Source organism: Xenorhabdus santafensis (assembly GCF_033949405.1).
Classification (GTDB): domain Bacteria; phylum Pseudomonadota; class Gammaproteobacteria; order Enterobacterales; family Enterobacteriaceae; genus Xenorhabdus; species Xenorhabdus santafensis.
The window spans coordinates 53,040-71,864 of sequence record NZ_VCDN01000019.1 but is presented as its reverse complement, the minus strand read 5'-3'; the positions used below and the strand labels follow the sequence as shown (position 1 = coordinate 71,864).

19 protein-coding genes are annotated in these 18,825 nt (G+C 44.4%); 8 read left to right on the top strand and 11 right to left on the bottom strand.

Translation table 11 applies throughout. From position 1 onward, the window contains the following. Positions 1-35: 35 nt before the first annotated feature. Entirely contained in the window at positions 36-461 is a 426-nt protein-coding gene (gene rraB / locus FE392_RS05850) for a ribonuclease E inhibitor RraB (RefSeq protein WP_319929288.1), read from the bottom strand. Next, entirely contained in the window at positions 427-687 is a 261-nt protein-coding gene (locus tag FE392_RS05845) for a hypothetical protein (protein WP_319929287.1), read from the bottom strand. Before FE392_RS05845 ends, rraB begins: the two co-directional genes overlap by 35 nt. A gap of 110 nt (positions 688-797) precedes the next feature. Between FE392_RS05845 and argF the strand changes: the two genes are divergently transcribed. Further along, entirely contained in the window at positions 798-1,808 is a 1,011-nt protein-coding gene (gene argF / locus FE392_RS05840; RefSeq protein WP_319929286.1) for an ornithine carbamoyltransferase, read from the top strand. 187 nt (positions 1,809-1,995) lie between these two features. Here the strand turns inward: argF and FE392_RS05835 are convergent, their stop codons facing one another. From FE392_RS05835 to FE392_RS05825, 3 genes are all read right to left on the bottom strand, one after another. Continuing rightward, the gene (locus tag FE392_RS05835) at positions 1,996-2,229 is read right to left on the bottom strand and encodes a hypothetical protein (protein ID WP_319929285.1); all 234 of its coding nucleotides are present in this window, start codon (positions 2,227-2,229) and stop codon (positions 1,996-1,998) included. Between the two features lie 393 nt (positions 2,230-2,622). Further along, positions 2,623-3,246: a LysE family translocator gene (locus FE392_RS05830; RefSeq protein ID WP_319929284.1), complete on the bottom strand. Its 624-nt coding sequence runs from the start codon at positions 3,244-3,246 to the stop codon at positions 2,623-2,625. A gap of 48 nt (positions 3,247-3,294) precedes the next feature. Beyond that, the gene (locus tag FE392_RS05825) at positions 3,295-3,852 is read right to left on the bottom strand and encodes an RNA 2'-phosphotransferase (protein ID WP_319929283.1); all 558 of its coding nucleotides are present in this window, start codon (positions 3,850-3,852) and stop codon (positions 3,295-3,297) included. 620 nt (positions 3,853-4,472) lie between these two features. Between FE392_RS05825 and FE392_RS05820 the strand changes: the two genes are divergently transcribed. Beyond that, positions 4,473-4,712, top strand: coding sequence for a branched-chain amino acid transport system II carrier protein (locus FE392_RS05820; protein ID WP_319929282.1), 240 nt, complete (start codon positions 4,473-4,475; stop codon positions 4,710-4,712). Further along, positions 4,709-6,022, top strand: a complete 1,314-nt coding sequence (locus FE392_RS05815; RefSeq protein WP_319929281.1) for a sodium-dependent transporter — start codon at positions 4,709-4,711, stop codon at positions 6,020-6,022. Before FE392_RS05820 ends, FE392_RS05815 begins: the two co-directional genes overlap by 4 nt. Positions 6,023-6,135: 113 nt before the next feature. Here the strand turns inward: FE392_RS05815 and FE392_RS05810 are convergent, their stop codons facing one another. Genes FE392_RS05810 through FE392_RS05800 form a run of 3 tightly spaced genes read right to left on the bottom strand, consistent with a single transcriptional unit; the run spans position 6,136 to position 9,363 of the window. After that, positions 6,136-6,954 (bottom strand): nucleotidyltransferase domain-containing protein, encoded by an 819-nt coding sequence (locus tag FE392_RS05810; RefSeq protein WP_319929280.1) that lies wholly within the window; start codon positions 6,952-6,954, stop codon positions 6,136-6,138. Between the two features lie 31 nt (positions 6,955-6,985). Continuing rightward, entirely contained in the window at positions 6,986-8,212 is a 1,227-nt protein-coding gene (locus tag FE392_RS05805) for an RtcB family protein (protein ID WP_319929420.1), read from the bottom strand. A gap of 11 nt (positions 8,213-8,223) precedes the next feature. Then, entirely contained in the window at positions 8,224-9,363 is a 1,140-nt protein-coding gene (locus FE392_RS05800) for a slipin family protein (protein ID WP_319929419.1), read from the bottom strand. Between the two features lie 993 nt (positions 9,364-10,356). Here FE392_RS05800 and rtcR point away from each other — a divergent pair. The 4 genes from rtcR to pyrB all read left to right on the top strand — a co-directional run bounded on the left by rtcR (position 10,357) and on the right by pyrB (position 14,214). Further along, positions 10,357-11,934, top strand: coding sequence for an RNA repair transcriptional activator RtcR (gene rtcR / locus FE392_RS05795; protein ID WP_319929279.1), 1,578 nt, complete (start codon positions 10,357-10,359; stop codon positions 11,932-11,934). A gap of 12 nt (positions 11,935-11,946) precedes the next feature. After that, positions 11,947-12,864: a ribonuclease Z gene (rnz, locus tag FE392_RS05790; RefSeq protein ID WP_319929278.1), complete on the top strand. Its 918-nt coding sequence runs from the start codon at positions 11,947-11,949 to the stop codon at positions 12,862-12,864. Between the two features lie 198 nt (positions 12,865-13,062). Beyond that, on the top strand, positions 13,063-13,221 hold the full coding sequence (locus FE392_RS05785) for a hypothetical protein (RefSeq protein WP_319929428.1): 159 nt from the start codon (positions 13,063-13,065) through the stop codon (positions 13,219-13,221). 57 nt (positions 13,222-13,278) lie between these two features. Further along, a complete protein-coding gene (gene pyrB, locus FE392_RS05780; RefSeq protein WP_319929277.1) occupies positions 13,279-14,214 on the top strand; it encodes an aspartate carbamoyltransferase in 936 nt (311 codons plus the stop codon). 160 nt (positions 14,215-14,374) lie between these two features. On the opposite strand, the gene FE392_RS05775 is transcribed toward pyrB, so the two are convergent. From FE392_RS05775 to FE392_RS05765, 3 genes are all read right to left on the bottom strand, one after another. Then, on the bottom strand, positions 14,375-14,863 hold the full coding sequence (locus FE392_RS05775; RefSeq protein WP_319929276.1) for a GNAT family N-acetyltransferase: 489 nt from the start codon (positions 14,861-14,863) through the stop codon (positions 14,375-14,377). After that, entirely contained in the window at positions 14,854-15,126 is a 273-nt protein-coding gene (locus FE392_RS05770) for a type II toxin-antitoxin system TacA family antitoxin (protein WP_319929275.1), read from the bottom strand. The genes FE392_RS05775 and FE392_RS05770 overlap by 10 nt, the downstream gene beginning before the upstream one ends. 234 nt (positions 15,127-15,360) lie before the next feature. Next, positions 15,361-17,679: an FdhF/YdeP family oxidoreductase gene (locus FE392_RS05765; protein ID WP_319929274.1), complete on the bottom strand. Its 2,319-nt coding sequence runs from the start codon at positions 17,677-17,679 to the stop codon at positions 15,361-15,363. Between the two features lie 394 nt (positions 17,680-18,073). Between FE392_RS05765 and FE392_RS05760 the strand changes: the two genes are divergently transcribed. Next, positions 18,074-18,817, top strand: coding sequence for a metallophosphoesterase family protein (locus FE392_RS05760; protein WP_319929273.1), 744 nt, complete (start codon positions 18,074-18,076; stop codon positions 18,815-18,817). Positions 18,818-18,825: the final 8 nt, after the last annotated feature.

Genomic DNA, 18,825 nt, shown 5'->3' with positions numbered 1-18,825 from the left:
CAGTTGCAGTGGGGCATTTTCTTTTAGCAAAAGTGTTAATGAAGCCGTGGTTCATCTTCTTCTGGTGGGAAAAGATCGTCGTCGTCATCTTCATCTTCTGATGCGTTAGGATCTTCAAAGTATGTTCCCCAACCGTCGTAATTTACGCCGATCTTTTCAGCCAAGTCCATTAGTTGCTCAACTTGGGCGTTGATCAAGTCGGCTTCTAAACGGCTTTCGCTAATCACATCACAGCACATTAAAACGACACGATCTTCCGTTTCCAGCTCTTCCGCATCCGTGACTTCATAGCCTAGTTTAAATGCTTCAACAGCGGCTTTTTCCAGTTGATCAAAATCTTCCGCTGAAAAGTGATGTTCAATGATATAAGTTGCATCAGGATCGCTGCCATCTTCTAATAACTCTTCGATGATCAAGCGAGTTTCTTCATACTGTTCTTCTAAAGCATGTGGGTCTGCCATGCCAATCCCCTCCGTCAGTTGGCTGTCCTGTTTTGCATTCTCCCATCTTTTCCAAACAAAGGATATATCTATCCCATTTTGCCCAGAGAGAAATACAAACCATAATCGACTGATTCATCAACACTCTATGCCCTTCACCTTTCAAGTTGCCTCCTTGTGGGTTGCACGCATTTAATCCCGATGGATTTTTCATTCCTTTGCCATCGCGATGCAACTTGAAATCCATTGCGTATATACCATCGCCCTTACAAACACCAGCACCAGAACTTGCACTTGAATTTTTAATCGATATATAGTGAATATAAATTCAATTTAACATTCATGGAGCCATGAAAAATGAACCCATTTTTTCAACGTTCATTCCTCAAATTACTTGACTTTACACCAGTGGAACTTAATGAATTATTAACACTTTCCCATAAATTTAAAACGAATAAAAAATCAGGTAATGAGCCACCTTTGCTCAAAGGAAAAAATATCGCTTTGATTTTCGAGAAAGACTCAACCCGCACACGTTGTGCATTTGAAGTCGCAGCTCACGATCAAGGCGCGAATGTCACTTATTTAGGCCCAAGTGGCAGCCAAATTGGACACAAGGAATCCATCAAGGATACAGCGCGGGTGCTTGGCCGCTTCTATGATGGTATCCAGTACCGTGGCTATGGTCAGGATGTCGTTGAAACATTGGCTCAATATTCAGGGGTTCCGGTCTGGAATGGTTTGACTGACGCATTCCATCCAACCCAATTACTGGCTGATTTAATGACAATACAAGAACACAGCCAAAAACCACTGTCTGAAATCAAATTTGCCTATTTGGGTGATGCCCGCAACAACATGGGTAATACGATGCTGGAAGCCGCCGCATTAACAGGCATGGATCTGCGTTTGGTTGCGCCAAAAGCATGCTGGCCAGAGGCAATTTTGGTTGCAGAATGCCAAAAACTGGCAGAGAAAACTGGCGGTCAGATCACTCTGACGGAAGATATTGCGCAAGGTGTGAAGGATGTTGATTTTCTGTATACCGATGTTTGGGTTTCAATGGGAGAATCCAAGTCAGTTTGGCAAGAGCGTGTTGCCTTGCTGAAGCCCTATCAGGTGAATATGGATGTCATCACACTGACGGGAAATCCGGAAGTCAAATTCCTGCATTGCCTGCCTGCCTTTCACAATGAGGAAACTACTCTCGGCAAGCAACTTGCAGAGGAATTCAATTTATATGGCGGGCTGGAAGTGACCAATGACGTGTTTGAATCAAAACACAGCATTGTATTTGATCAGGCCGAAAACCGGATGCACACCATCAAGGCTGTAATGGTAGCAACGATGGTGGAAAAATTGGATTAATCGTTCCTAATTCTTCTATTGGGTTATGGGTTCGTTGGAACACAAAGCTTTTGACTAATCCGTTGATGCGCTGCTTCAGAGTTCCGTTACGGCTTTCACAATGTTAGAGAACAACAAACACTGTCAGATTGAAATCAGGCTCTGACAGTGTCAGAAAGAAGCCTATTTAGAGGGCGAGTTTCATCAGCTAATAAGAATCAGGTTTAGGTAACGCAAAGATAATCAAAACTACATAAAGCACTAACCCGAAAACAGTCACTATCCAATTAGCAATTGCATAATTTTTTTTATTTAAATTGGTGCTTTTTGAAAGACTCCAATAGGCTAAAAACACCAAATTAACAAACGGAATCATGATTAGAATTATTGTCCAAACCCACTCTTTTGTAGATATAACTTGTGTCCTATCATTCGGTTCCATAAATCACCCTGAAAAAATAAATTGATATTTAACCATATGGGATTACATAAAATTTATTTATACAGTCCCATTGGATAAATCTTATTTTCTCCGCTGAAAAGTTCTTTTACCTTCGACTATCTGGCTTTTGCGTCATAGACCGTTTCGTTAAAAACAGGCTTGGCAGGAAGGAACGTCGCGTTTCTTGATTGAATTCCTCTTTTGCATTGGCGGATGAAAAGCGGTTATCCCAATAAATTTTGGTGAGTCACATTCCATGCCCTAAAGAGTGTCTAAAAGTCATCTTTTACAGTCTGCCAGCAGGGATGATCACTGGACAAAAAGGATACAGCCCAGTAATCGCCAAAATACCTGAGCATATAAATTATGCTCAGGTTCTATTTACCAAAATAATTATCGGTTACTGACAGCTAATTTGAACGCAAAAAGCAGGAACACTCCACCAGTCACGCGATTCATCCATTTAATAACATTTTCGCGGCGTAAAATATGGGAAAGAGGCCGTGTCGCATAAATCAATGATAATGACCATAATGTGCCAAGTAATACATGAATAGACACTAAGCCGAATGTCCACACAATGGGTGAATGCCCTTGAGGAATAAACTGCGGCAAGAATGAGACATAAAACACCCCGACTTTCGGATTAAGCACATTGCCCAACATTCCCCTGACAAACCAATTGCGGTTTTTGGTTGAGGGAGATGTTTCTTCTCCCCCTAACTGACTTTGCGGATGCCAAATCATTTGAATGCCCAGCCAGCATAAATACAAGGCACCACACCATTTCAGTATGTTGAATGCCAGTTCTGAGACAGCAATCAATGTACCAAGCCCAAATGCCACCATTGCCCCCCAGATAAAACAGCCGGCATTAACACCGAGGGCAGCTTGGAATGCTTTTTTGCCCCCTTCCGCCGCTGCGGTTCTCAATACCAATGCAGTATCTAAACCGGGAGTCAATGTGAGTAATGTGGCAGCAGCCGTAAATGCAAGTAGGGTATCCGTAACTGTCATATTTTTCTCTCTGAGGCTGACCGTAATATAAATAGATTATCGCTAACGCTAAATGACGCTCATATATTCAACAGGTATGTTTTTCGTCAACCAAACTCCGTTGTCGGCCTGATGAAATTTGAAGCCAAGTTCATACATCCGCAGGGATTCTATTTTCAGGATAATCACTTTTCCATGACGTTGCCCTACTTTTATGGCTGTCGATATCTCTGCCGACAAATGCACATAATGCCGTGTTCCCGCGACTATCCCCTGTTTAAAAATCGAGTCTAAAAAACGACTGGCTGTGCCGTGGTATAAAATGGCAAGAGGAATTTTCTCTTGGTATGGAATATCTACTTTCTGGGCTGAATGGCCCTGAACTGCCCTGATACGTTTCTTATCCGCAGAAATAGCGAATCGCTTTTTATCATTGGTATCGACAATTTTTTCAATGAGCGCGTAGTTCAATCGTTTACCGTGTTTAGCGGCACATTTGATTAATGTGCCAATATCCGCCCATCCTTCATTATCCAATGTCAGGCCGATAGACTCAGGTTGATGGCGCAATATGTAACTTAAGAATTTACTGGTTTTAGTATCAGCTTGCGCATTGTTGTTATCCATTAGTCTCCCTTCTTTCTATTTGATTCAATGTGTTATTCATTCCTTAATTTATAAAATCAATAGCCTTTTTTTATACACAATATATTCTGCCTTATTATTGTTCGTTTAATATACATAGTTCATAAGACAATATTTTTAATTAAATATCTTCTATGTTTTGACATACTCTAATCAGTTTAATTGATAAGTTAATAATGGAAAGAATCAATATCCATGATTAAAGGCATCTGATGCATTGAGCAAGCCGAAATTGCCGGGCAATTTTTTCTAAAACAACATCATTAATGAATTGCATTTATTGGTTTTTTATAGCGATAATTGTCATCGGTTTCATACATTGATTTCGTTATTCGTTTTGCGATAAATACCAAATCACAGATGGAGCTTTTTTCTCTCTGAATTAACGAGTTACCGCGTAAGATCCTGTATATGATAGTGGAATAATACTCCTGCCCACTTCACAAGATATTGGACATGCCTTTTAGCTCTTAGACGTTTAACTTGGTGCTGTTGCCGGCAATTCTGGCTGTAATTATCATTATCATTCAGAGAATTCAATTACTTGTGATAGTAACTATTATAAGTTAAATTATTTTTACAACAATAAGTTAACAATCATTATGATATACCGTTTACCATCTAAATATATTTGGGCATTGGTTTTTATTGCCTTTGCCCTCTTCGCTGGGGTAGGAAATATCATTGCCCCATCTTTGGTTAGCCTGCTGGCAGCCGAACATGTTTGGAGTGCAGTCGCTTTTCTGCTATTGGCTGTTTTTGTGCTAAAGGCTACTTTTTTGCTAAAGGCAACAGGGTTGTTTACACATGTTAACAGTACATCTATCCGGGGGTTAGCATGAGTCAACAATGGACGTCCCGTCTGGGGCATATATTAGCGGCAACCGGCTCCGCCGTTGGCATTGGTGCCATCTGGAAATTCTCATATGTTTCAGCAACAAATGGTGGCGGTGCATTTCTCGTTGTATTTTTATTGTTTAGCTTTGTGATTGGGCTGGCAATCCTGTTGGCTGAAAACATCCTGGGAAGCAGTACGAGTGAAGTGGCCGTTAACGCGTTCAAAAAATTGCTCGGTAAACACTGGGGATGGGTTGGCTTCATAGGCATATTCAGTTCATGGTGTATCTATAGCTTCTACAGCGTTGTCGGTGGCTGGACTATCGGTTACACCGTGATGGCGGGTACTGGGCAACTGAATATTACTGACAACTCTCAACTGACCTCGATTTTCACCAACTTCATCAGCAATCCATTCTGGCCGATAATTGCGCATCTGGCATTTTCAGGGTTAACCTGCTTCGTGGTGCTGTCTGGCGTGCAAAAGGGGTTGGAAAAATCAGTTAAGATCATGATGCCAATGCTATTTTTCATCATGATAATGCTGATTATTGTCGGTATCCGCTTACCGGGTTCATCAGAAGGTCTGAAATTATTCTTATATCCAGATTTCAATAGCCTGACCGGGAAAGGGGTTTTAGATGCTCTGGGATTGGCATTTTTCTCCCTGTCCATCGGCTTGGGAATTCACATTACGTACAGTTCCTATTTGCCGAATAACAGGGGTATTGGTAGATCGAGTGTCTGGGTTGTTATCCTCTCCTGTCTGGTTTGTGTATTGGCGGGTCTGATGATTTTCCCGGCGTTGGCAGCCGCTGGTTTACAACCAAATGCAGGCCCCGGGTTAACATTCATGACTATGCCTATTTATTTCGCCAGCATTCCAGGCGGATCAATATTGGCAGTCACCTTCTTTTTATTGCTACTCATGGCGGCACTGACTTCCGCAATTTCATTACTTGAGCACATTGTTGCTTATGTTCAGAGTCGCTTTAAATTTCAGCGCCGCAAAGCAAGTTTACTTGTCACAGCCTCCATTATGTTAATGGGGATACCTGTTTCCCTGTCTTTTGGACCTCTCAGCCATATCACATTAGCGGGTAAAACCATCTTTGATTTGCTGGACTTCATTACTTCCAATGTCTTGATGCCATTATTCGGGATTATAATTTGCCTTGTCTTTGGTTGGTCACGTAAAGCCAATGAGCTCATGCCGGATAATATGCCATCGTGGAGCCGTCATTGCTTGCGGTTTATATGGCGTTATGTCGGGCCTTTGTGCATCGGTGTGATTCTGGTACACGGGCTTATTTGATTGTTCAAATAGGTGAAAAATGCCTGAACAGGCGTTCCAATTGATTGATAAAGTGCTGGTTCATACCCAGCACTTTTTTTAATCCTGCTCCTTCAAAGGTATGCCGGTAACTGTTAGCCATTCATGATCCACCGCCTTAAATAGCTATCCAATAGTTCAGAACTGCGTTCGCACTGATCGTGAAGCTCACAACGAACCAGAGTTTCATCCAATTCTGATTCGATAAAAGCATGAACTTTCAGTTTCCGCGAACCATACCCTGACTCATTCGCCGCCCGCTTAACCCGCAGTAGTTCATCAATCTCCATTTTGAGCTGCGGATCATCCACGGTTCCCGCGACCAATGTTTCAAAATCTATCGGTGGCGCTCCCTTTCCCATCTCAATCCAGCGAACAGCAAGCAAGGGGCGCAAAACGTAAAAATATTTTTTGAGCCGGATTTCTTCACCTTGCAGGTAGCCCTGAAAGTTCTTTTTCGCCATTGAAAGATAGTGATAGCGCGCTTTGATATCCGAAAAGAAATGCGGTGCCATCGTTTTCAACCCGTTGGTTGCTGCCGGATCAGCATGATAAATGATGGGAGAATCCAGCCATTCCATTAAGGTCGGGTTTGCCTGTTTCATCAGTTTTAACGCCTTGCGCAATTCCCAGCCACTGATATCCAGCTCATCGCTGATTGGCAATTCGATAACATCCCGTTCGGCTTCCACTTTCAGATACCACTCCACGGGATGAACATAGATAAACCGGACATCATAGTCACTGTCCGGTGAGGCAAAGCCCCACCCACGACTGCCGGATTCACAGGCATACAAGATTCGTACACCATACTTTTTTTCTATATCCATCAATTCCTGGCTGATGCGTGCCCGCATAGCCGGGCTGACAGCTTCGTCTTCTTTGTCCAATTCCATTTCTGTGTCTAATTTCATTTTTCCCTCTATTCCTAATTTTTAGAGCAACCTAACCTTTTACACACACCACCTGACGCAAGGTATGCACGATTTCCACCAGCGAAGACTGCGCTTGCATCACAGCGTCGATATCTTTATATGCCATCGGAATTTCATCGATAACATCGCTGTCTTTACGGCATTCCACATGCGCGGTTGCCCGTTTTTGATCGCTGACCGTAAAGCGTTTTTTCGCTTCGGTACGGCTCATCACCCGGCCTGCGCCATGACTGCATGAACAAAAACTCTCTTCGTTACCCAGCCCACGGACGATATAGCTTTTTGCTCCCATTGACCCCGGAATAATCCCCATTTGGCCTTTGCGGGCAGATACCGCACCTTTGCGGGTCACTAAAACGTCTTCACCATAATGCTGTTCACGCTGCACATAGTTATGATGGCAATTCACGGCTTCCTGCTGTGTCGTAAAAGGTTTCGGGATCTCACGTGACAGTGCTTCAAGCACGCGATGCATCATCACTTCCCGGTTCTGGCGGGCATAATCCTGCGCCCAGCCGACCGCTTCCATATAATCGTCAAAATAACGGCTTCCTTCCTCGAAATACGCCAAATCACGATCAGGCAAGTTAGCCATATGCTGCTGCATATCTTTCTGTGCCAAGGTGATAAACAAGTTACCAATCGCATTCCCCACACCACGGGAACCGCTATGCAACATCACCCAGACGCGATCGGCCTCATCAAGACATAACTCGATAAAATGGTTTCCCGTTCCCAACGTTCCCAGATGATTATGGTTATTGGTGTTCAACAATTTGGGGTATTTATCGGCAATACGCTTAAAACCCTCTGCCAATGTTCCCCAATGCTGATCCACAATCTCCGGCGCTTTATTCCAAGAACCTTTATCACGGCCGCCACGGTTTACGGTACGCCCATGCGGCACTGCGGCTTCAATGGCGTGGCGAATATTCAGCAGGCTATCCGGTAAATCCGATGCCGCCAGCGAAGTGCGCACGGCAATCATCCCGCAACCAATATCAACACCAACTGCCGCCGGAATAATGGCACCGCGCGTTGGGATCACGCTCCCGATGGTAGAACCCTTACCGACATGAACATCCGGCATAACGGCCAGATGTTTAAAAACAAAAGGCATTTTCGCCGTATTCTGCAATTGAATAATCGCCTTGGGATCAACGGGTACCCCGTTTGTCCACATTTTTACCGGCGCACCATTCTCTTGCTTCAATAAGTGATAAGCGTTGGTTTTCATCTCTGTCGTTGTCATTTTTGTTCTCCTTTAATGTGTACCAATCCGTTTAGAACCTGATCTAAACCGCCATATACCGAAATCTGATTAATACGTTCTGCAATACTTTCCAATGTTTCTAATTCTTTTAATCGTAGGGCGACCGGGTTGTTTTCCATCACTTTCGCGGTATTCAGTAAAGAGCGTGTCGCCGCGGTTTCTTCCCGGCGCCGGATCACATTCGCCTGTGCGGATTTTTCCGCTTCAACAACCTGCGATAAAATGACTTTCATATCACCAGGCAAAATAATGTCTTTTACCCCCAACGAGGCCACTTCCAGCCCAAAGCTGTGGGTGGCTTGTGCGATTTGCTGGCTCACCAGTTCATCAATAACTTGTTTGTTTTCCAACAACTCATCCAGCGAGCGGGTTCCTACCACTTCCCGCAGCGCGAATTGCAATTCCCGATACAAATAAGCCACAGGCTCACTCAATTGTCCGTAAGCCATCAAGACGTCGTGGTAACGCCAGTTGGCGGATAGATTGATGCGCAAGTTAACTTTGTCGCGAGTCAAAATTTCTTGCCCGCTCACTTCCAGCGACTGTAAACGGGTATCAATGATTTCTACTGCAACGTCATACCCAACCCGCCAGTAACCTTTTATTCCTGGCTGCAACAGTTCCTGCACCGTGCCATCCACTTTTAAAATACCAACATGCCAAGCGGGGATTTGGGCGATCAAAACACTATCCCACCCTTTCACGCTGTGCTTGCGTGACATGGACGCGGCCAATAGGGAAACCAGCTCGTGTGATACTTCCAGCTCGGATGTTTTAAACTTCACAATGCGACGCGGATTACCATTTTTCCAATATAAGCAACGTGTTGCAGGAGATAGAATTTCCATCAGGACATCATGCTCATACAACAATCCCATTTCGTTATCTGCAATCTGGATAACATCACAATACTGCTCTACCCAATCATAGTGGTGCTCACGCAAGTATTCGGCCAAATCAGCTTCCAATTGCTCGTGCAAGCGGGTATCAATCACTTTAATTTCAATATCATGGCCAAACCGCCAATACCCTTGCAGGCCCGGTTGCAATAGCTGCTGTACAACCCCATCAATCAGCAAAATACCGATATGCCAAGCGGGAATTTGAGCAAACAGTACGTTTTCCTGCCCTTTCACACCGCGTTGTTTATGCGCTTTCGCTGGTTGAAATAAAACCAGCAATTCAGGGGATACCGCTTTCTCTGCCGTATTGCGAACCTCAATCCGACGTTGCCCACCATTTTTCCAATACAAACGACGTGTTGCAGGTGGAAGGATTTCCATCAGCAAATCATGTTCATACAACAACCCCATCTCATCTTCGGCAAGCTGTATATCGTCGCAATATTGCTCTACCCAAGAGGAATAGTACTGGCGCAAGTGTTCTGCCAGTTTTGTCTCAATTTCATCCCCACCGAGATCAAAAACCGTCACTTCCAGTTTGTTAAACCAATCATAAAAGCGGTATTCGCCAGCCACTAAAATTTGTTGGTATTCAGACTCTTTCGCCAATAAGCCAATTTGTCCCTGCAATATTTTTATTTTTTTGATCATTATTATTTTCCTTCATATCCATTTTATCTTCCCTTTCATCCTGAAAACTGAGCATCAGGGCGAGGCCAAGAGGGAAAGACATCGGTACCCAAATAGCGGTAGCTCAGTCTTCTGCCCTTGGCTCAGCAACATCTGCCGAGCTTTCAAGAAGGTGGCTCTCAACAGGCAGCCACAGGATTCTCTTCATTTGTTTTACAGCGTGTTTTACCGGGAATGTAAAAGACATTTCATGTTTCGGACTTGGGATTCGAACCCAACATAACCCTCTGTTAATCCGATCATCGTTTTTACACCGACGGAATACATGCAGCGTAATGACTCATGTCATCACCCATGCACCGGCTGGATTTTGAATCCATGCTATTTCAGTGTATGACTCTCTAGTTATTGCCAATTGCGTGCCAACTTTGAAAAAAAACAGAAAAATTTTTTATCTATTTGAAAAACAATTATTTTTATTTCTCATTGTTTTTATTGATTGTTTTTACAACGCAATTTTTTTATCTTTCTATATCATTGTTTATAAATATAGATAAATTAAACACAAGGAAGACAATGAAACGCAGAGTTGCTATCGGGATTTTGGGAACCAAATTAGACAGGCGCGGCAAGAAAGCCAATCGATGGACAAAATGGCGGCCAACCGTCGGGATGTGTCAGCAACCAGAGTTACCGATTGATAGGCTGGAACTGCTTTATCAATCCAACGATTCTGTTTTTGCCCAGAGAGTTAAAGAGGATATTGAACAGGTTTCACCGCAGACAAAAGTGATGCTGAATGAAATTCAGCTCGGAGATCCGTGGGATTTTGAAGAAGTTTATACGACATTGCTGGATTTTGCCGCACGTTACCCTTTCGATATTGAAAACGAAGAATACCTGGTGCACATCACAACCGGCACCCATGTCGCGCAAATCTGCTGGTTTTTGCTGACTGAAGCCCGTTACCTGCCCGCCCGGTTGATCCAAACCTCGCCCAACAATGAAGGTGAAGAAAGCCATCCCGAAGGCGTTTACACCATTATTGATTTAGACCTCAGTCGTTACACTACCCTGACCAGCCGCTTTTTACGTGAGCAACAGGAACAAGTGGCATTTTTGAAATCAGGTATCGCCACCCGCAACGCCAATTTTAACCGACTGATTGAGCAGGTTGAGCGAGTCGCCTTGCGCTCTGCTGCCCCTATTTTGCTGACTGGGCCAACAGGCGCGGGGAAATCCTTTCTCGCCCGCCGAATCTATCAGTTGCGGCAATCACGCCATTTAATCAAAGGGCGGTTTGTCGAGGTCAATTGCGCAACGCTGCGTGGTGACAATGCCATGTCCACGCTGTTTGGCCACATTAAGGGAGCCTTTACAGGGGCGATTCAACCACGCAATGGTTTGTTACGTGAAGCCAATGGCGGCATTTTATTTCTCGACGAAGTGGCAGAGTTGGGATTGGATGAACAAGCCATGCTGCTGAAAGCCATTGAGGAAAAAAGTTTTCTGCCTTATGGTTCAGATAAAGAAGTTCACAGCGATTTTCAACTGATTGCCGGCACACACCGCAATTTGAATGATTGGGTGGCTCAGGGAAAATTCCGCGAAGATTTATACGCACGCATCAATATGTGGACATATCAATTGCCCGGTCTGGCACAACGCCGTGAAGATATTGAACCAAACATTGATTATGAACTCGCCCGCTATGCTCAAGTGCAACAAACACAAGTCCGTTTTGATAAAGAAGCACGGCAACTTTATCTACATTTTGCCTGCTCAGAACAAGCCCAATGGCGGGGGAACTTCCGTGAACTCAGTGCATCCGTGGCGCGGATGGCGACTTTTGCCGAAAATGGTCGCATCAATCAGCAGGTCGTCATAGAAGAAATCACTCGGCTCAAACAACATTGGGGCAAAGAAGAGCATTTTTCTCTCTTGCCAAGCCATCTGCCGGAAATCGATCTGTTTGACCGCCAACAATTGGAAACGGTGATTAAAGTGTGTCGTAGCTCCAGCAGCTTGTCAGAAGCAGGCCGCAAGTTATTTTCCGTTTCTCGTCAACATAAAAAACAGCCCAACGATGCCGATAGGCTACGCAAGTATCTTGCCCGATTCGGCCTGGATTGGGAAAGCATTCAATGCCATTAGGAGAGCAATAACATGGAACTGAAATTTTTGGGCACCAGCGCGGGAGTCCCCACCAAAGAGCGCAACGTCACCAGCCTGATCCTCGATTTACAAGGCATCCGCAATGCATTGTGGATGTTTGATTGCGGTGAGGGAACGCAGCATCAAATCCTCCATTCCCCGGTCAAAATATCCAAACTGGAGAAGATTTTTATTACCCACTTGCATGGCGATCATATCTTTGGTTTGCCCGGCCTGTTGTGCAGTCGATCCATGGGAGGCTCTACCGACCTGCTCACGCTGTATGGCCCAACCGGCATACGCCAATTTGTGGAAACTTCACTGCAATTGAGCAGTTCTTTTCTGACCTATCCACTGGAGATTATCGAAGTTCAGTCAGGGCAGCTATTTGATGATGGAGAACTGAAAGTCACGGCCTACGCTTTAAACCATCGAGTGGAATGTTATGGCTACCGCATTGAAGAACACGATAAACCCGGCGCACTCGATGCCCAAAAACTGAATCAGGATGCAATTCCCCGTGGCCCGTGGATGCAGGCCTTGAAACAAGGTGGCACAGTCACTTTGGAGGATGGCCGTACCATTTGTGGCAAAGATTATTTAGGGACGCCGATCCGCGGCAAGTCACTGGCTATTTTCGGGGATACTGAACCGACGCCGGAAGCTCTGAAAATGGCGGCCGATGTGGACGTGATGGTGCATGAAATTACGCTGGAAGATGCCTTCGCCGCGAAAGCCAATGAACGCGGGCACTCCACCACAAAGCAGGCCGCGACACTGGCACGCGATGCCAAGGTGAAACATTTTATTGCCACCCACATCAGCGGGCGTTATGGCGTTGAAGATTGCCCGCGATTATTGGCTGAGTGCCGGGAAATCTTCCCCAATACCGATCTGGCCGCAGATTTTGCAGTGTTTACAGTGAAATAATTACCATTTGAAAAATTAACATTTTCTTATGAAAGGTGAATTCACCTCTGTTTTATCTTATTTGGATGTTGATTTGGTTATTCTTTTCAAAATAGGCCGACTGAGTGAGAACAGGTTTTACTATTTATTCGACTCATTGGGCATAGCGATGCATTAAAACAAAAATTTCTTCCGGCAAACCTTGCGGTGAATGCTATCGTGAGTATAATGCGCGACGATTTGCTGGGAGAAAACATGAAACATTGCGCGGTCAAAGCCGTTACAAAACATCAAGCTAACGAAAAACTGTCTGCTGGCAGCGTAGGCGTATTGTTTTTCCCATTGCATAACCAAACATTTAAAAAGCCCCTCAATTGAGGGGCTTTTTTTTGTCTGCCCAGCACAAGGCTAGCGTCATAAAAGAGGAACGTACACATGGCTAATCCGTTATATCGCAAACATATCATTTCAATTAATGATCTGAACCGCACAGATCTCGAATTGGTATTGCAGACGGCAGCTTCATTGAAAGCCAATCCACAGACTGACTTACTGAAACACAAAGTGATCGCAAGCTGCTTCTTTGAAGCCTCAACGCGTACCCGTCTCTCTTTTGAAACTGCCATCCAACGACTCGGCGCTTCGGTAGTTGGCTTTGCTGACAGCAGCAATACTTCATTGGGCAAAAAGGGGGAAACACTGGCAGATACCATTTCTATCATCAGCCAGTATGCCGATGCGATAGTCATGCGTCATCCACAAGAAGGGGCTGCTCGGCTGGCATCTGAATTTTCCGGTCAAATCCCTATCATTAATGCCGGCGATGGGGCAAACCAGCATCCAACCCAAACTTTGCTCGACCTTTTCACCATTCAGGAAACTCAGGGTAAGCTGGAAAACCTGAAAATTGCCATGGTCGGTGATTTGAAATATGGCCGTACCGTTCACTCATTGACTCAGGCACTGGCTAAATTCAACGGCAACCATTTCTGCTTTATCGCGCCGGATGCGCTGGCAATGCCAAGCTATATCCTGCATATGCTGGATGAAAAGCAGGTGAGCTACAGCTTGCACAATAACTTTGAAGACGTTATGCCTGAGCTGGATATTCTGTACATGACCCGCGTACAGAAAGAGCGCCTTGACCCTTCAGAGTATGCCAATATCAAGGCACAATTCGTTTTGCGCGCAGCAGATCTGGTGAATGTGAAAGAAAACCTGAAAGTCCTGCATCCCCTGCCACGCATTGACGAAATCACCGTAGATGTCGATAAAACGCCATATGCTTATTATTTCCAGCAGGCAGGAAATGGCATTTTTGCCCGTCAGGCATTGTTGTCACTAGTTTTAAATGAAGACGTTGTTATCTAACGTTAAGAACAGCAAATAACGATTGATAGTGTGATTGAATTTGGTGACCGGTTAAACGGCCACCTTCATGCCGTACAGCCTATTTCATAATTTCGCCAAATAGCCGAGTTTATTTTTCTGGCTTCGTTGCAGAACAGGGAATAGTTTTAATACGAAGTCATTAGTTCTGTTTACCTAATGAAAGCATCAACGTATAGGGTTCCAGCGGTGACTGGACGAAACCAAGGCGCATATAAAATGTTCTGGCGCTCTCATCAAATGCGTGGACAATTATAGCTGAAATGCCCACCTGTTCCGCCGTACTGGCGACACGCTTCCAAGCATTTTGGAGAAGCAATGCCCCGAGTTTCTTACCCTGATATTCCACATCAATAGCCAAACGGCCGAGAAGTACTACAGGGATAGGATCTGGCATATTGCGTTTCAGAGAAGGCGTAGATTCAATATGATTAATTGAACCAGCACTTAGACAATAATAACCGATAACGTCTTTTGTGCCTTCCTTGCAAATAACAAATGTGCGGCTCGCGCCGAGCTTATTATTTTTTAAAGCTCGACGTGAAAGCCATTCGTTTAATGTCTCATGCTGACAATAAAAATCCTTTACATTATGTTCAGCCGTTAATATTTCTGGTGCACTTATTCCCATGGCGCTTTATATTCCATGAGCTTTTTAAAGCCTACGTTCTCAGAAAGCGGTTGCTCCAGCATCTGCATGAACGCCTGATATTTTTCGTCGTTAACGAAAAAGTGGCGTTGATCGAGTATGGCCTCTTCAGCTGCGCGGCAGGCCGCATCTAAGATAAAATCCGTTCTGGTCTTCGAATGCAGGTTTGCTGCATGATCAATAAGTTCTCGCTGAAAAGCTTTCGCCCGGATGTTGATCGGGGTTTCTTTAGGTTGTGTTCTCATAAATCACCTGTGTCACTAATTAGTAAATCATTATTATAGCAGGTGTATATCTGATAGATATACATTTAGATCGCAAAATACACAACACTATCATCATTGGTATGTTGATAAAGAGTAAATATTTAGATATTACAATACGATGCAGAATATTAAACATTTGTTTTTGCGACAATCTGTGCCTGTTTTTCTAAACAGGCACCACTCTGAAGTTCAAGGCATTTAATCACAAATACCTTATATCAGCCGCTGAGATTCAGATTTACTCTGTTCAGTGAGAGATAATCTTACCGGGACTGATTTTGACGTGGGTGTTCCCGTACCACTCCCGATACTTTCCATGGGAACCAGAGGGTTGGTTTCAGGGTAGTAAGCAGCCAGGTTTCCACGTGGAATGGTGTAAGGCACCAACTTAAAGCCAGAAACTTTACGCGTAATGCCATCATTCCATACCGTTTCGATATCAACCAAATCACCAGCCTGATAGCCCGATTGCGCAATATCTTCCGGATTCATGAACAGAACTTCCCGCTGACCATAAACCCCACGGTAACGATCATCCAAGCCATAAATCGTCGTGTTGTATTGGTCATGGGAACGCAACGTCTGCAATGTGAAAGGAACGTCAGCACCTTCAATTTGCGGGAACAAGGTTTTTGGCAGTGGAGCATGGCTGAATTCGGCCTTTTTGCTCGGTGTCGCAAAACGTAATTCAGCCGCTGCATTGCCCAGATAAAAGCCACCGGGGTTTTCACATTTTTTATTGAAATCACTGAATCCCGGAATTGTCGCCGCAATATGGTCGCGGATTTTATTGTAATCCCCTGCTAATTCCAGCCAATTAATCGTCTTGGTATTGCCCAACACCGCATTGGCGATACCCGCAACAATCGCAGTCTCTGAACGTTGGGTATCAAATAATGGCTTATTTACCCCTTCTGAAGCATGAACCATGCTGAAAGAGTCTTCCACTGTCACGAATTGTGAACCCGTTGCCTGAATATCACGCTCAGTACGCCCCAGTGTCGGCAGAATAAGGGCGCCTTTTTTACCGGTAACAAGATGGCTCCGATTTAATTTTGTACTGATGTGTACAGTCAAATCGCAATGCTGTAAGGCTTCTTCTGTGCGTGGGCTGTCCGGTGCTGCTGCTGCAAGATTTCCCCCTAGCGTGATCAAGACTTTAACTTCATCACGTAACATCGCTTTCAGTGCTTCCACAACATTATGCCCGTGGGCACGTGGGGGTTCGAATCCAAAATGCTCTGCCATACTATCCAAAAAGGGTTTGCTCGGCTGTTCATTGATTCCCATCGTCCGATTACCCTGCACATTACTGTGACCACGAACCGGACACAGGCCTGCACCGGGTTTCCCTAATTGGCCGAACAGTAATTGAAGGTTTGCGATTTCACGTACCGTCACCAAGGAGTGTTTATGCTGGGTTATTCCCATTGCCCAAGTGCAAATGACACGCTCAGCATTCTGGTAAATCCCCGCCGCTTCGCGCAGCTGTGCTTCGCTCAGTCCTGATTGCTCTTCAATAAATGACCATGTGGTGGTGGCAACTTCTTGCAAATAAGCATCCATACCCTCGGTGTGGTCGGCAATAAATTCCAGATCAAAAATACCTGATTTGCCTTCAGCCAGCAGTGAGTTATGGGTTTCCAAAAGTGCCTTAACCATGCCACGCACAGCGGCCATATCGCCGCCCAATTTTGGCTGGTAGTAGCGGTGGCTGATTTCTCCTGCCATGGGCGTGATCACTTCGAGTGGCTTTTGCGGATCAGCGAAACGCTCCAACCCACGCTCACGCAATGTATTAAAAGTGACAATGCGGGCACCATGTTCAGCAGCATGTCGCAGGCTGTGCAGCATTCTCGGATGGTTTGTACCGGGATTTTGGCCGAAAACAAAAATGGCATCCGCGTGATCAAAATCTTGCAGCCGAATGGTGCCTTTCCCGACACCGAGGCTTTCCAACAAGCCGTAGCCACTCGCCTCATGGCACATATTGGAGCAATCAGGGAAGTTGTTTGTGCCCAATACACGGCCAAACAGTTGATAGAGCCACGAGGCTTCATTACTGGCCCGGCCGGATGTATACAGCTCAAGCTGGTTCGGGTTATCCATCGCCTTAATGTGGCCGGCGATAAGGGCGAAAGCATTATCCCAGCTAATCGGCTCATAATGATCGGTTTGCGGGTTATAACGCATTGGCTCCACAACCCGACCTTGGTATTCAAGGAAATAATCACTTTGCTGATAAAGGTTACTCACGCTGTGAGCTGCGAAAAATTTTCGGTCAACATATCGGCGGGTTGCTTCCCAAGTGACTGCCTTGGCGCCATTTTCACAGAAACTAAACAAGCTCTTATTGTCATCTCCCCATGCACATCCCGGGCAATCAAACCCCTTGGGCTTGTTCATGCGCATCAGATTAACCATGTTTTTCAATGCTTGTTTACTATCAAAGACAAAGCGGGTAGTTGCCTCCAATGATCCCCAACCACCAGCAGCCGAGTGATAAGGTTCTATTTTTGATTTGAATTTCATGACAATCTCTATTCTTTATGTCGTTATGCTGTGGTCAACACTAAATGGCCACAAAATATACAGGTGAACCAATAACGCCGATTTTATTCATTAACGGATAACCACCAATGAATCACAGGGGCGGGTCGGGTAGCCATGTCGCGATATAACCAGAAACGGAGCAACGGCCACCTTTTTATAATCATACTCCTATCTGCTCATAGTTGTAGTTATTCCGTGGTCACACCACGTAAAAACCGATTAATAGACTTTTATATACCAAGCTATTGCCGCAATATTTATGCAAATAAGCCTCTTCTGTTAATCCATTTTTATGGATTACTTTATGATATTCTTTATATTTTATGGCGATAAGTTAATGATAAAAAAGATGTAATAATAGAGGTAATAAAAAATGAAAGTTATTCACTTAACAGACATACATTTGACTCGAACTAGAGATCAAAAAATGTTTAATGTGAATCCATATGATAATTTTGATTTTGTCTGTCAAGAAATATCAAGAATAAAAAAAATTACTGAAATAGAGTTAATTATCGTATCCGGTGATATTACCCATGATGGTGATATCGAGGCTTATCGATATTTTTTAGATAAAATGGAGTCACTGGAAAAACCTTATTTTGCCATATTGGGCAACCATGATCTGAAAGAGAATTTTGATATCGTGCTTGCAGAAGAAAAAAGAGAATATATTGTTAATTCGAAAGAGTATAACCATAACAACTGGCATTTTTTGTCTGTTGATACCGTTGTCGTAGGTGAAGATTATGGGGCTATATCTGCAAATAATCTTGCTGAGTTAGAAAGAAAAATCATTGAAAAAAGCCATTTTGATCTCGCGATCTTCATGCACCACCATGCAATGCCGGTTGGTACACCATTGGTGGATAGCAGCCAATTGAATAATGGCGAAGCACTGCTGGCCCTTTGTGAAAAACATAAGGTTAAATTTATCGGCAGCGGGCACGCGCACAATGCCCGCATTTGGCATCACCATGATATGACAGTCAGTGTTGCCCCTGCGGTGGTATTCCAATGGTTGCCGGGTATAGATACAGTCGAGATATCGCAAGGTTTCGGTTTCAATATTATTGATTTTTCATCCGATGTTTCCATCACATCGTGCATTTATTAATGCCAATC